The organism is Thermosynechococcus sp. (assembly GCF_046299635.1).
In the GTDB taxonomy this organism is placed as follows: domain Bacteria; phylum Cyanobacteriota; class Cyanobacteriia; order Thermosynechococcales; family Thermosynechococcaceae; genus Thermosynechococcus.
In genome coordinates this window covers 18,471-31,089 of record NZ_JBKBHV010000029.1, presented here as the reverse complement: position 1 = coordinate 31,089, position 12,619 = coordinate 18,471, and the positions used below count along the sequence as shown (strand labels likewise).

14 protein-coding genes, 1 pseudogene and 1 CRISPR repeat array are annotated in these 12,619 nt (G+C 53.1%); of the genes and pseudogenes, 10 read left to right on the top strand and 5 right to left on the bottom strand.

Going from position 1 to position 12,619, the window contains the following annotated elements; genetic code table 11:
- The coding region (locus ACK4IR_RS10745) for a hypothetical protein (protein WP_409874354.1) at positions 1–350 on the top strand (350 nt) is incomplete at its 5' end.
- A gap of 119 nt (positions 351–469) precedes the next feature.
- Positions 470–1,054: an L-threonylcarbamoyladenylate synthase gene (locus ACK4IR_RS10740; protein ID WP_409874353.1), complete on the top strand. Its 585-nt coding sequence runs from the start codon at positions 470–472 to the stop codon at positions 1,052–1,054.
- Here ACK4IR_RS10740 and ACK4IR_RS10735 read toward each other — a convergent pair.
- The 3 genes and pseudogenes from ACK4IR_RS10735 to ACK4IR_RS10725 form a co-directional block, all read right to left on the bottom strand.
- Positions 1,051–1,236: a hypothetical protein gene (locus ACK4IR_RS10735; protein ID WP_011057956.1), complete on the bottom strand. Its 186-nt coding sequence runs from the start codon at positions 1,234–1,236 to the stop codon at positions 1,051–1,053. The genes ACK4IR_RS10740 and ACK4IR_RS10735 overlap by 4 nt on opposite strands.
- Before the next feature lie 61 nt (positions 1,237–1,297).
- Positions 1,298–1,678, bottom strand: a pseudogene (locus tag ACK4IR_RS10730) (DUF29 domain-containing protein); the annotation flags it as partial.
- A gap of 88 nt (positions 1,679–1,766) precedes the next feature.
- Positions 1,767–2,570 (bottom strand): inositol monophosphatase family protein, encoded by an 804-nt coding sequence (locus ACK4IR_RS10725; RefSeq protein ID WP_409874352.1) that lies wholly within the window; start codon positions 2,568–2,570, stop codon positions 1,767–1,769.
- A 79-nt stretch (positions 2,571–2,649) separates the two neighbouring features.
- Between ACK4IR_RS10725 and proB the strand changes: the two genes are divergently transcribed.
- The 7 genes from proB to ACK4IR_RS10690 all read left to right on the top strand — a co-directional run bounded on the left by proB (position 2,650) and on the right by ACK4IR_RS10690 (position 9,608).
- A complete protein-coding gene (gene proB, locus ACK4IR_RS10720) occupies positions 2,650–3,759 on the top strand; it encodes a glutamate 5-kinase (RefSeq protein ID WP_409874351.1) in 1,110 nt (369 codons plus the stop codon).
- Between the two features lie 157 nt (positions 3,760–3,916).
- Positions 3,917–4,924 carry a GntR family transcriptional regulator gene (locus ACK4IR_RS10715; protein ID WP_190278210.1) on the top strand — a complete coding sequence of 336 codons (1,008 nt, stop codon included), beginning with the start codon at positions 3,917–3,919 and terminating at the stop codon, positions 4,922–4,924.
- 360 nt (positions 4,925–5,284) lie between these two features.
- Complete coding sequence (locus tag ACK4IR_RS10710) at positions 5,285–6,037, top strand: RNA methyltransferase (RefSeq protein WP_409874350.1); 753 nt, start codon at positions 5,285–5,287, stop codon at positions 6,035–6,037.
- A gap of 5 nt (positions 6,038–6,042) precedes the next feature.
- Complete coding sequence (locus ACK4IR_RS10705) at positions 6,043–7,089, top strand: serine hydrolase (protein WP_409874349.1); 1,047 nt, start codon at positions 6,043–6,045, stop codon at positions 7,087–7,089.
- Positions 7,090–7,860 (top strand): ABC transporter ATP-binding protein, encoded by a 771-nt coding sequence (locus tag ACK4IR_RS10700; RefSeq protein WP_409874348.1) that lies wholly within the window; start codon positions 7,090–7,092, stop codon positions 7,858–7,860.
- Positions 7,861–8,342: 482 nt separating this feature from the next.
- The gene (locus ACK4IR_RS10695) at positions 8,343–8,663 is read left to right on the top strand and encodes a hypothetical protein (RefSeq protein ID WP_409874347.1); all 321 of its coding nucleotides are present in this window, start codon (positions 8,343–8,345) and stop codon (positions 8,661–8,663) included.
- A 12-nt stretch (positions 8,664–8,675) separates the two neighbouring features.
- The gene (locus ACK4IR_RS10690; protein ID WP_409874346.1) at positions 8,676–9,608 is read left to right on the top strand and encodes an NAD(P)H-dependent glycerol-3-phosphate dehydrogenase; all 933 of its coding nucleotides are present in this window, start codon (positions 8,676–8,678) and stop codon (positions 9,606–9,608) included.
- Here ACK4IR_RS10690 and ACK4IR_RS10685 read toward each other — a convergent pair.
- Both ACK4IR_RS10685 and ACK4IR_RS10680 read right to left on the bottom strand, forming a co-directional pair.
- On the bottom strand, positions 9,586–10,116 hold the full coding sequence (locus ACK4IR_RS10685) for an anti-sigma factor family protein (protein ID WP_409874345.1): 531 nt from the start codon (positions 10,114–10,116) through the stop codon (positions 9,586–9,588). The genes ACK4IR_RS10690 and ACK4IR_RS10685 overlap by 23 nt on opposite strands.
- A 41-nt stretch (positions 10,117–10,157) precedes the next feature.
- A complete protein-coding gene (locus ACK4IR_RS10680; RefSeq protein WP_409874344.1) occupies positions 10,158–10,823 on the bottom strand; it encodes a sigma-70 family RNA polymerase sigma factor in 666 nt (221 codons plus the stop codon).
- Between the two features lie 262 nt (positions 10,824–11,085).
- On the opposite strand from ACK4IR_RS10680, the gene ACK4IR_RS10675 reads away from it, so the two are divergent.
- A complete protein-coding gene (locus ACK4IR_RS10675; RefSeq protein ID WP_409874343.1) occupies positions 11,086–11,943 on the top strand; it encodes a phosphatidate cytidylyltransferase in 858 nt (285 codons plus the stop codon).
- Between the two features lie 5 nt (positions 11,944–11,948).
- Positions 11,949–12,556: a CRISPR direct-repeat array (repeat unit 36 nt; unit sequence GTTTCCATTTAATCGGCTGGGGACAAGCCCCAGCAC).
- Positions 12,557–12,619 lie beyond the last annotated feature (63 nt).

Sequence of the window (12,619 nt, the reverse complement as noted above, 5' to 3'; positions counted from 1 at the left end):
CTTGGGAATGGCTATGGGCAGCTCGCACCTATATTACCAGCCATGCTGTTGGCCTAGCAGTTCGGCGAGATTTGCATAACAGAGTTGGAGAATACTCTCGTTACTTTCCTCAGGCAGCAGATCAGTTATTTATTTTAGAAGCAATACAGCAAGGAGCCACTGTTTCTTTTAGAGACTTTATTACTGGACGTTTCTACGAGTACGGAACAAGTGGGCGAAATAGGTTAGCAACGATTACCGAAATATATCGAATTCAGGTTAAGCTAGGACATTCCTTAGCTGTCCAAACTTTGTTGCTTCTCTGTCGGCTGATAAAGTGGTGGGCTTACATTCAAAAACATAGATCATAACTTTTATGATTATTTCTCCCTGCAACACAAGAGCTGCATTAGTCATAATCCTTAGGCTCTTTATTTGCGTCGGGATGGGCTAAAGGGAAGGTGCTGCCATTGGTTGGTAGGGGACGAGTATGGCACAGGTGAGTATGGCGGCCTTAGTGGCTGCGGTGCGCAGTGGCAATTGGTTGATTAGTTTTCCCACCGATACGGTGCCCGCCTTGGCCGGTCGTTGCGATCGCGGGGAATTGATCTATACCGCCAAGGAGCGCCAACCCGATAAACCCCTGATCCTCATGGGCGCCAATCCTGAGCAACTTTGGCCGTTTGTGCGCGGCAGTGCCGCTGAATGGGAACAGTGGTCTGCTATGGCAGCACGGTATTGGCCGGGGGCAGTGACCTTGGTGTTACCCGCTGCGGAACTTCCCCCCGGCTTGAACCCCCTTGGCACAGGCACGATTGGTTTACGAGTTCCCGCCTGGCTCCCTGCCCAAACCCTCCTCGAGCAAACAGGGCCTTTGGCCACCACCAGTATTAACCGTTCGGGGCAGCCGCCCTTAGTGGAGTTGGAGGCGATCGCCCGCGCGTTTCCCCAAGTGCTAACGCTCCACCCGTGGCAGTTACCCCCTACGCCGCCAGAACCCTCAACGGTAGTGCAATGGCAATCGGGAGAATGGCACGTCCTGCGTCAAGGGCGAGTACAGATTAAAACACCCTAGTACTGGGAATCAATTTCCCCAGAGGCAACCCGTTCGAGGAGTTCCTGTAAAATTTTTTCCTCTTCTTCGGAAATTTGGCCATCGGAAAGCACCGCATCAATAATTTGGCCATGCTCCTCGAGGGTCAGAATTTTATCTTCTAGGGCTTTTTCCACCAAGGCTTTGATTTGGGCTGTATCCATACTGCGACTCCACGTCGTCACTGTCAGTATAGCCTCACCCTTGACGAAGCTAAAGTTTTCTCTAATTGCTGAGAAATTTGGCGTCAAGCACTTCCTCTATTGTATAGGGGCAGGTTTCAGGGAGATCGGAATAGTCCAAGGGAGTTTCACGAACTGCTCAATCTTTGCCAGATTCATAGGCTTCAGCGATCGCCTTCGTCAAATAAGACTGAAGGCTAGGGTTTTCTGCCAATAAATCCTTAATCTCGCGTCGCTGAATCTGAATCGCGACTCGCCAACTTTTACTACGTCTTTCTGTCTGATAGTCCCACTTCAATAGATGCCCAATCAAGACTCCTAGGCAATTCTCTAGCTCCCGACGCTCCTGACGTCCCAAGGCTTCGATTTCCTCTACTAAGTGGGCAATATCAAGGTGAGCAAAGTCTCCGGCCTTCAGTAACTTCGCCTGCTCTAGGGTTCAAGCATAAAAGTCGCTTTCATAAAGGTTAATTTGCATGATTTTTTGTTAGCTCATCCCCTCAAGCTACATTTTAGATAATGTAGGCAGCGAAAAATTGCCCCAAGCTGGGACTAGCACTCACCAGAGTATGGAAAATACGACTTCCAGCTTCATGTCCCGGTTGAATCGGAAACATTCTTTGCCACGGTTCCGGTGGGTTCAACCATTGCCAGTGGGCACCGGCGGCATGGACAATCGGCCAAGCGGGGGCAACATCCCAAATGCGAGGGGTGCGCTCTACAGCACCGAGGGTATAGCCTGCGGCAACGGTCAGCAAATTGTAACTGGCAGAACCCAACATGCGAATTTTACAGGGAAAGGAACGCTTGAGCACATCGGTACTGCGGGCACAAAGACTAAAAAAGGTTTGCGAGGTCGGCTCAGCAACTTTGACGCGAATGGGTTTCTCATTCAAATAGGCACCGTTGGCATGATCCGGTGCTTGGTAGAAGCCATGAAAGGTTTGCTGCAAGCCGGGAACGTGCACATAGCCAAATACAGGTGTGCCTTGGTAGAGCAAACTCAGGGCAATACACCAAATGGGCAGGCCATGGCTATAGTTAGTCGTACCATCAATGGGATCAATAATCCAACACCACTGTTCACCGCCGTAGGTATGATTGCCCTCTTCACTTAGACAGCCGTGGTGGGGAAAGCGCTCTTGCAGCATCTCGGTGATTTTCTGATCGGCCCAAAGGTCAGCACGGGTGACAAGGCTGCCATCGGCTTTGCGATCGCCGGGGAACTGCCCTGCCCAGGCCAGCAACTGGGGGGCAACCACCTGTTGAATCTGTTGACAGGTTTCCAGCACCTCAGACCAAAACCCTGAGTTCATTGGCTGTCTCCCACCGCGATACAATGAGCACGTTGCCCCTGATCCTATATCCCCTAGGCAATCTTCGTCCCGACTCCCCATGGCACAAACACTGGTCGTCAAAATTGGCACATCGAGCTTAACCGGGGGCAAAGAAGGGAATTTGGCCTTGGCCACCATTGCTCAATTGGTAGAGGTCTTGTGTCACTGTCAACGGCGGGGCGATCGCGTGGTGCTCGTTTCCTCCGGCGCCGTGGGGGTGGGAGCTATGCGCTTGGGCTTAACGGAGCGTCCCCAACAATTAGCCCAGAAACAGGCGGTGGCTGCGGTGGGGCAGGGACACCTCATGCGCATGTATGACGATCTCTTTTCGGTGCTGCGCCAGCCCATTGCCCAAATCCTTGTGACGCGGCAAAACTTTGTGGATCGCCAGAGCTACCTGAATATCTACAACACGTTTCAAGCCCTGTTTGAGCTGGGAGTGATCCCCATCGTTAATGAAAACGACACCGTGGCGGTGGACGAACTCAAGTTTGGGGACAACGATACCCTCTCTGCCCTTGTGGCCAGCCTTGTGGAGGCCGATTGGCTCTTTTTGCTCACGGATGTCGATCGCCTGTACTCGGCGGATCCGCGCATTGATAAGACAGCCGTTCCCATTGAGCGGGTGGTCTCCTTAGCGGAGTTGGCCCGAACCGTGCAAATCGGGGCTGCCGGCTCCCCTTGGGGCACAGGGGGCATGAGCACAAAAATTCGGGCGGCGGAAATTGCCACCGAAGCCGGCGTGCGCACGGTGATTACCGATGGGCGATCGCCTGCCAACCTCCTGAAAATTCTTGCGGGGGAACCCATAGGCACCCACTTTGAACCGCGTCCCAAAACCATCAACGCCCGCAAACGCTGGATTGCCCGTGCCCTCATTCCCAAAGGCGAGTTGTGGCTAGATGAGGGGGCTGTTAAAGCAATCACGAGCGGTGGCAAGTCTCTTTTGGCGGCCGGCATTACCCGTGTGGAAGGAGAATTTCAGGCGCAAGATGCCGTTAAGCTTTGTGACCCCGCCGGCACTGAAATTGCCCGTGGCTTGGTCAACTACAACAGTGAAGAAATCCGTCGTGTGCAGGGTCAGCAGTCCACAGAATTGGCGAATATCCTCGGCTATGCCGGTGCCGATACGATTGTCCACCGCGATAACTTGGTGGTGACACTGTAACAGTGCCCTATTATCAACCACAGGACAATAGCTAAATTGCGGTAAAATTACTCACTAACTGTGACGGTTTATGCAGCGATTGGGGGTAGGTTTTGCATCTGGCATAGCCACACCAAGGAAGGCGTATGAGGACAGTACCTGATTGGCGGAAAAAAGTATGGTTCAATTCCACATCCAACCAGATAGCGAAATTCCTGCTTCAACTCAACTCTTTAATCAAATTAGTTTTGCGATCGCGGCGCGGCAATTTCCACCGGGCTATCGCTTGCCCAGTACGCGGCAGCTCGCCATGCAAACCGGATTGCACCGCAACACAATCAGCAAGGTTTATGAGCGCCTTGAAGCTGCCGGTTTAGTCGTGCCCCAAGTGGGGTCTGGCATCTATGTGCGTGCCCTCGGCCAAGAGGAAACCCGTCCTCGCCAACGCCGACCCGCAGTGGTACCTGTCCATCGCATTGTTCAAGAAAGTGTGGATACCCTTCTGGAAATGGGCTATTCCCTGAGTCAAATTCGCGAGTTATTCCTTGCGGAGATTGACGCCCGCCAAAAAGCCGGGGTGAGGGTCTTGGTAACCGTGCCCCGCCACGATCAAGGGGCTGGCGAACTAATTGTTCAGGAACTACAACAACTGCTGCCGATTCCCGTAGAACTGATCTTTCTTGAGGACTTGGAAACCGTCCTCGATGGGGACACCTCTGCAACCGTTGTAACCGTGCGCTATTTTGCCAGCATGACGGAAGCAATCACCCGTGATAAGGACGTACGGGTCTTTTTCATTGACATCTACAACTACCAGCGGGAACTGGAAGTGGTACGGCAATTGCCGAAAGGCTCTTGCTTGGGGTTGGTCAGCCTGAGTTCCGGTACCCTTGGTGTTGCAGAGGTAATGATCCACAGTTTGCGGGGGGATGAGCTACTCTTGGTGACGGCTCAAGCCAACGATAGCTATAAGCTCAATGCCCTTGTGCACCGTGCCCACACGATCATTAGCGATCGCGCCAGTGGTGAACGGGTTAAAGCAGCCATTGCGGCAGCGCGCCATGAATTGATTCGCATCCCCCGTCTCATTTGTTGCGAAAGCTACATTGATCCTCAGTCCGTTGAACTGCTGAAACGGGAAATTGGCCTGACGGAGGATCTACCCCTCGAAGCTAAAGCCTCTTGACTCAGGGATTGAGATCATTCAGGCTATAAGACAATTGCACCGTTATGGCCTGATTTCTCTAGGGGAGAGAGGTGCTTCCCCTTTGTGTACCCCGCGTTTTAGGAACAAGACTGTGCCTAGAAAATGCGTTGAAAATTTCCTAAGCGAGGGAAATCGGTTGGCCAGTAGGGGGCACACCTAAAAAATTATTTCCAATTGTACTGACTGACCTCAGAACCGTACTGAGAGTGTTACACTTGTTAAGTTTATGAAATATGCGGCAGAATCCTGAATTCGTAAGGACTTGGGAAAGACTAAAGCAGTGTTCTAAGATCATCTAGGAAATGTTAATTATTTTTTATTTTGGCTAACCCAGCAAGCGTGGATACCCTGCCTGGGGTGCGCATTGTCCTCGTTGAACCCCAAGGAGAAATCAATATCGGCAGCATTGCCCGCGTGATGAAAAATATGGGGTTACAACAGTTGTGGATGGTCAATCCCCGCTGTGATCCCAAGGGAGAGTTAGCCCATCGCTGGGCAGTTCATGCCGAGGAGGTGCTTGAGCAAGCGAGAATTACAGACTCCCTCGCAATGGCGCTGGCGGATTGTCGGCGGGTCTTTGCCACGGTGGGGCGAGAGGTGGCGGACTTGGCATTACCCCGTTGGACACCGCGTCAGGCGGCACCGCAATTGTTAGCGGTCCGGCAGTCGGCTTTGGTGTTTGGGCGCGAGGATCGGGGACTCACGAATGTGGAGTTGGAATGCGCCCAGGGTTTAGTGCAGATTCCTACGGCCAATGCCTATCCATCTTTGAATCTGGCGCAAGCTGTTGCCGTATGCTGCTATGAGTTGTGGTTGACGGCCTGCGACAGTGTGGGAACTGTTCCCCAAGGGTCTGCCGTCCCTTTTGAGCGGTTGCAGGGGTTTTATGACCATTTAGAGCAGGTGCTGCTCCGGATTGGTTTTTTGCATCCCCATACCGCTGCCAGTCGCATGGCCAAGGTGCGATCGCTCCTCGGGCGCGCCTACCCCACGGATGCCGAAGTGGCGCTGTTGCGAGGCATGGTTCGTCAGGTGGAGTGGGCGATTCAGCACGCAGCCACAATCTCTTCGGACACCTTCCCCCTAAAGTAAATGGCATGGTTGCTCAGTCTCGTTCAATGGTTCAGTCCTCTGGTCTTTCCTCACTGCCTCGTCCAGCAACACCCCCAACGCCGCCCCGTCCCAATTTGTTCTTAATGTCGTTTCGCTTTGGGATTAGTGTGGTGGCGCTTGCCACAATGGTGGGAACGCTGCTGTCGCTGTTGCAGCCTGAAGAACTGTCCTTGGAGGCCGCTGCCGGTCAGGGGATCGCCGGTGAAGCAATAGCCCCCAACTTGCCGCCAGAGCGCCCCCTCACGACCCTACAACAGCAAATTCAGCAACTGCTTGCCCGTCAACCCCATCTGACAGCAGGGCTGTACTTTTTTAACCTAGATTCCGGAGCCTCCCTCAATGTGGGCGGGGATGAAGTCTTTTCGGCGGCCTCTACGATTAAATTTCCCATCCTTGTTGCCTTTTTCAAGGCGGTAGATGAGGGACGGGTCATGCTCCATGAACGCTTGACAATGCGTCCCGATCTGATTGCCCCAGAGGCCGGTACATTGCAATATCAAAAGCCCAATTCCCAGTACCCCGCCCTTGAGGTGGCAGATTTAATGATTACCATTAGCGATAACACGGCAACGAATATGATCATTGATCGCCTTGGGGGCGCAGCCGCGCTTAATCAACAGTTTCAGGAATGGGGGTTAGAAAACACGGTGATCAATCACCTGCTCCCCGATATGAAGGGAACCAACACCACCAGCCCCCGCGATTTGGCAACGCTGATGCTGAAAATTGCGCAAGGGGAAATTGTTTCCCCCCGCAGTCGCGATCGCCTGCTAGACATGATGCGGCGCACGGTCACCAATACGCTCTTGCCCGCTGGTCTGGGCAAAGGAGCCACGATTGCCCACAAAACCGGGGATATTGGGATTGTGGTGGGGGATGCAGGCATGGTGGATATGCCCAATGGCCAACGCTATGTGGCAGCAATGATGGTGAAGCGCCCCTACAACGATCCCCGCGGCAGTGAACTCATTCGCCAAGTTTCGCGCATGACCTACCAAGCCTTTGAGAAAATGATGCCCACGCAGCCCTAGATGTCACAGCCACTCCTGACGTTAGAGAATGTGTGCCGCTATTTTGGCGGTCTCAAGGCCGTTGATCGGGTGTCCTTTAGCGTTGATACTGGGGAAATTTTTGGCATTATTGGCCCCAATGGTGCCGGTAAAACGACCCTTTTTAACCTGCTGACGGGGTTAATTCCCCTCACTTCAGGGCAGATTCAGTTTCAGCAGCAGCCCCTGCACCAACTCAAGCCCCACCAGATTGCGGCCTTGGGCATTGCCCGCACATTTCAAAATATTCGCCTCTTTCCAGAAATGACGGTTTGGGAGAATGTGCGCATGGGGCAACATCTCCATGCCCCTGCTAGTTTCTGGGCAAACCTCTGGGGAGCACCCCCTGTACGTTATGCGCAGGAGTGCTTGGAGAACCGCGCCAAGGAACTTCTCTATTGGGTGAATCTCTACGAGCGGCGCCACGAACGGGCAGGCAACTTACCCTATGGTGAACAGCGCCGCCTTGAACTGGCGCGTGCCTTGGCTCTGCAACCACGACTGCTCTTGTTGGATGAACCGGCGGCGGGCATGAATCCCAAGGAAAAGCAAGACCTTTGTGAGTTGATTCGCCGCCTCAAGGAGACCTTTGAACTGACGGTGATTCTCATTGAGCACCATGTGCCCTTGGTGATGAGTTTGTGCGATCGCCTTGCCGTTCTAGACTTTGGTCAGCTTATTGCCCTTGGCGACCCTCTGACCGTTAAAAATGATCCCAAGGTGATTGAGGCCTATCTTGGCGGTGATGTTTAGACCCACAGATCACTACCTGAAAAGTGCCGCAGTGCTGGTGAAGCGGCAGACGACCAGCGGGAGGAAGCTTAAGGATGTTGACATCACAAGCAACTAAATGTTGTTATATAGCCATAATAACCAGTCCTGCGAAATAGATTTGAAAAGCGCTGTCGGGCGGCCAGTGCTGAAAACGCCCCTGGAGAGGTTCTGGCGGGGGTGTCCTTCGGGACATCTAGCCAGGACTCGGTGAAGGGGGAATCTCCCGCTATACGCGAAGCGTTAGCCGGATGAGCGTCAACGCTGTCAACACTGTCAGCACCAAGTGATAGTACCCGTCCCTGAAACCGTTGCCGATCCCCGTCAATGCTACTTCTGCAACCCCTGAGCAAAGACTTGGTATAATTTTTTGCATTCAACCACTCATCATTAGGTAATTCATTCTGGCACCTATCGCGTAAATTTACCGTCTGCATCCCTAGAGCAACTTTGAGGAGTGACCCATGACACTTCGCTACCTAACCGGTTTTGCCCTTGCCGTCCTTAGTCTCAATCTGGGAAGTATTGCCCTTGCCCAGACTGCAAACACGAATAACCCCATGGAGGGCTGGCAGCAAAACGGCAATGCCAATGATCTGGGCACGATTCTTAATCCTCAGAATGGTAACTTTTCCCTGCCCGGCCTCATGAATCGGCTGCGTCTCATGGATGGTCGCGATCCCAATGAAGTGGTGGCGGATCAAATGGAAAATCTCAATGCTCAAGCAGAAGCTTTCCGCCAACGGCAGCAGCAACAATTCCAAAATTTAACGGTTGCGCCCTAGGACGGGGATAACATGTCCCCGAGGGTATTAATTCTAGGGTTAGGTCATTGGGGACAAACACTGGCGTATCTATTTGAACAACAGGGCTGCACGGTCTCCTGTTGGGGGCGATCGCAGGGGGCACTCTCGGCTTCTTTATTTCAAGACATTCAGTTACTGGTTTCGGCGCTCCCTATCAAAGCGGTACGGGAAGTGGCAGCCCAAGTCGCTGCCCTTCAACCCCCTTTAGGTATCATTCTTGTCAGTGCCACGAAAGGCCTAGAATCCGAAACCTTTGCCACAGCGGCGGATATTTGGCAAACTTACTGCCCGCATCACGATCTGGTTGTGCTGTCAGGCCCCAATTTGGCCGCTGAAATTCAGCAAGGGCTGCCCGCAGCAGCAGTAGTGGGGGGGAATGCCGTAGCGACAAAGCAGGTGCAGGACTGTTTGGGCAGTACCATGTTTCGCCTCTACAGCAATGAGGATCGGCGGGGCGTCGAAATGGGGGGCATCTTCAAAAATGTGATTGCGATCGCCTGCGGGGTTAACGATGGTCTCGGTCTGGGTGTCAATGCCCGCTCTGCCCTGATTACTCGCGGGTTGGTGGAAATGGTGCGGGTGGGTACCCACTGGGGTGGACAGGTGGAAACCTTCTACGGTCTTTCTGGGCTAGGGGATCTCTTGGCCACATGTACCAGTGCCCTCAGTCGCAACTATCAAGTGGGGTGGCACCTTGCCCATGGTAAATCCCTCTCCCAAGCCCTAGCGTTGACAAAAGGGACTGCCGAGGGGGTAAATACCGCCCGCGTTCTATGCACCTATGCCCAGCAGCATCGGTTAGACATGCCGATTACTGCAATGGTGACTGCCGTTCTTGGGGGCAAGCTCACTCCCCAAGCGGCTCGCCATTGTCTTTTGGAGCGGCCCTTCAAGCCGGAGATTATTCCTGGGCAGGTGTTTTAGTCGTTGGTTCTGCACTGGGTTCCAGTAGCGCCGCAGGAGCTGTTTCACTGACGGGAATGGCCACAGGAGGACGGTCGAGACTGAGCATCAAACCGACTGCTGTTGGTTCAATTGGTAGAGGAGAGGGTTCCGGCTCAAGGCGGGCAGGGCTGGTAACGGCCAGTTGTAGATTCGGTAGGGGATTGGGAATTAGACCTGTAAGCATTGCCACAAGGGATGCGGCCAAGGTCGCCCCAACACTGCCTAGGACCCAAATACGACGGGGACGATTGGCCTTAGCAATCACTTGAGCGGCCAACTGATCCGCCGGACAGGGGGTCAGGGGTACAGGCAGCTCTTGCATCTGCTGCTTGAGGGTCAGAAGTCGCCGGTAGAGGCGTTGGCCTTCGGGGTCGGTCGCCAGCCATGCCTCGACCTGTTGCCGTTCTGCCGCCGTCACTTCACCGTCAAGGTAGGCGCTCAAGAGTTCAAAGGTATCGCGTTTGCAGTGATCGAGTTCGTCCATCATAGGGGTCTGTCCTTGCAGAAAAAGGGTAGGAGTGATTCGCATTAGGTTGAAGGAAGATCAAGGTGAGGTTGGAGTTCGAGTTGGAGCCGCTGGCGGGCACGGGCAATTCGCGATTTCACGGTTCCGAGGGAGGCCCCGGTGATTTGGGCAATTTCTTCGTAGGAGAGGCCTTCAATTTCCCGCAGGACAATCGTTGTCCGAAAGGCTTCGGGCAAGTTGGCGATCGCCCGCTGCAATTGATCATAAAATTCATCCGTGTGCAAGCGGTCATCGGGACTGGCATCACTGGCGGCAAGTTCCCAATTCATTTCACCCTCTTGGGTTTTTAGGGGCGCATCTAGCGAAAGGGGCGGTTGATGGCGTTTGCGTTTGCGCAATTCATCGTAAAACAGGTTGGTGGCAATGCGGCTGAGCCAACCCCGAAATTTGCTAGCATCTTGCAGTTTGTGAATGTTGCGATAGACGCGAATCCAGACTTCTTGCACAAGGTCGGCGCGATCGTCCCAGTCGGGCGCTAGGTGATAAATAATTCGCTCCACATGGGATTGGTATCGTCGCAGGAGTTCAGTAAAAGCAGCACGATCTGGGGTTCTGCCAGCTTGACAGCGGACAACCAACTCTTGGGGTGTAAGTTTTGTCAGCGGCAGCGTCACCCGAGCACTGATCTCCTCAACATGCGTCCAAGCAAGGGGAAGACTGGATGTCATGGATACAATTGACCTCAGACCAATCGTTTTTCATGACGCCCTTGCCCCCATGATGTTCCCTGATCCGTTATAGCTTGACATGGCCACCCATTCTGTTTTGGCTGAGTGTCTGTTAATGTTCCCTTAACGTTGGTGAATTTAGATTAAACTTTTTATTGTAGCGGCGATCGTTCTGCACAACGCGATTGACTTCAGCGTGCTACGCGAACGCTAAACACACGGTTTAATGTAACCCTTTTTCCTGCCACCGCCCCTCACCATTATGCTCTGGATCCGCATTGCCAGTGGACTTGTCGCGATCGCTCTCGCGCTACTGATGACCGTGCTAGGTGGTTGGTATTTTTGTTTAGGGATTGGGGCGCTAATTTATCTGGGTCAACTGGAATACTTTGAACTGGCTCGTGCCAAAGGGAGTGCGCCGGCAGCCAAAACGACCCTTGTGGTTAGTCAAGTGCTCCTTATCACTTCTCTGCTGCGTCCAGACCTTGCCGATGCCGTGTTTCCCGTCGCGGGTACTTTTATTTGCTTCTACTTACTGTTTCAGCCTAAGCTGGCTTCGATCGCCGATATTTCCACTTCAATCATGGGGCTGTTTTATGGTGGCTATTTGCCAAGCTATTGGGTGCGACTGCGGGGGCTAGAGCAACAGGCGACCTTACCTTTGGGAGGATTTTGGCCAGAGCAGTTTCAATTGACAGCCTTGCCCTTGGGATTAAAGGCGACGCTCTTGGCTTTTGTTTGTATTTGGGCAGCGGACATTGGTGCCTACGCGGTTGGCAAGCTCTTTGGTCGAACACGACTTTCCCACATCAGTCCCAAGAAAACGGTGGAAGGGGCAGTGTTTGGCGTTTTAGGGAGTTTGGGCGTTGCCCTTTGGGGAGCACATTCCCTCGGCTGGCCACTACCTTGGCTTTTGGGCGCAATGTTTGGGCTGATGATCGGTATTGCCAGCCTATTGGGCGATTTAACAGAGTCAATGATGAAGCGCGATGCCGGGGTCAAAGATTCCGGACAGTTGATTCCGGGGCATGGAGGTATTTTGGATCGCGCCGATAGCTATGTTTTTACAGCGCCGCTTGTGTTTTACTTTATCACTTTGTTATTGCCTCTTTGTGAATGAAAAGAATTTCCATTTAATCGGCTGGGGACAAGCCCCAGCACAATTGTAAAAATCAGGAGAGTAAATTATGGACAATGAGTTTCCATTTAATCGGCTGGGGACAAGCCCCAGCACACCCCCGTCAATGTTCTAGAGCAACTAGCCCACGAGTTTCCATTTAATCGGCTGGGGACAAGCCCCAGCACATTGCGGGGACTGAAATTAAAATGCTCGTAATGTGAGTTTCCATTTAATCGGCTGGGGACAAGCCCCAGCACAAAATTTAGGAGGTAAATATGGGCTGTGTAAATGTTTCCATTTAATCGGCTGGGGACAAGCCCCAGCACTAACCAACCACTAACACTACAATTACAATGCCCCGTTTCCATTTAATCGGCTGGGGACAAGCCCCAGCACACGGTCCCCGAAGTTCGCGCCGCCGTGGCGAAGAACGTTTCCATTTAATCGGCTGGGGACAAGCCCCAGCACGCTAGAAGAATGGAAATACCGTTAGCCGCCAAGAACGTTTCCATTTAATCGGCTGGGGACAAGCCCCAGCACAGTCGGTTGTAATCAAATTACCCAAATTTACTGGAGCGTTTCCATTTAATCGGCTGGGGACAAGCCCCAGCACTGTGCACCCCTAGAAAGTGCTCTGCGACTACTATAGCACAGGTCATTTTCAAGCACCTACCGA

What these genes read in the sequence shown, in the direction of transcription:
- ACK4IR_RS10740 (WP_409874353.1), top strand. Translation starts at nt 470, where the DNA reads ATGGCACAGGTGAGTATGGCGGCCTTAGTGGCTGCGGTGCGCAGTGGC.
- ACK4IR_RS10735 (WP_011057956.1), bottom strand. Translation starts at nt 1,236, where the DNA reads ATGGATACAGCCCAAATCAAAGCCTTGGTGGAAAAAGCCCTAGAAGAT.
- ACK4IR_RS10725 (WP_409874352.1), bottom strand. Translation starts at nt 2,570, where the DNA reads ATGAACTCAGGGTTTTGGTCTGAGGTGCTGGAAACCTGTCAACAGATT.
- proB (WP_409874351.1), top strand. Translation starts at nt 2,650, where the DNA reads ATGGCACAAACACTGGTCGTCAAAATTGGCACATCGAGCTTAACCGGG.
- ACK4IR_RS10715 (WP_190278210.1), top strand. Translation starts at nt 3,917, where the DNA reads ATGGTTCAATTCCACATCCAACCAGATAGCGAAATTCCTGCTTCAACT.
- ACK4IR_RS10705 (WP_409874349.1), top strand. Translation starts at nt 6,043, where the DNA reads ATGGTTGCTCAGTCTCGTTCAATGGTTCAGTCCTCTGGTCTTTCCTCA.
- ACK4IR_RS10700 (WP_409874348.1), top strand. Translation starts at nt 7,090, where the DNA reads ATGTCACAGCCACTCCTGACGTTAGAGAATGTGTGCCGCTATTTTGGC.
- ACK4IR_RS10695 (WP_409874347.1), top strand. Translation starts at nt 8,343, where the DNA reads ATGACACTTCGCTACCTAACCGGTTTTGCCCTTGCCGTCCTTAGTCTC.
- ACK4IR_RS10690 (WP_409874346.1), top strand. Translation starts at nt 8,676, where the DNA reads ATGTCCCCGAGGGTATTAATTCTAGGGTTAGGTCATTGGGGACAAACA.
- ACK4IR_RS10685 (WP_409874345.1), bottom strand. Translation starts at nt 10,116, where the DNA reads ATGATGGACGAACTCGATCACTGCAAACGCGATACCTTTGAACTCTTG.
- ACK4IR_RS10680 (WP_409874344.1), bottom strand. Translation starts at nt 10,823, where the DNA reads ATGACATCCAGTCTTCCCCTTGCTTGGACGCATGTTGAGGAGATCAGT.
- ACK4IR_RS10675 (WP_409874343.1), top strand. Translation starts at nt 11,086, where the DNA reads ATGCTCTGGATCCGCATTGCCAGTGGACTTGTCGCGATCGCTCTCGCG.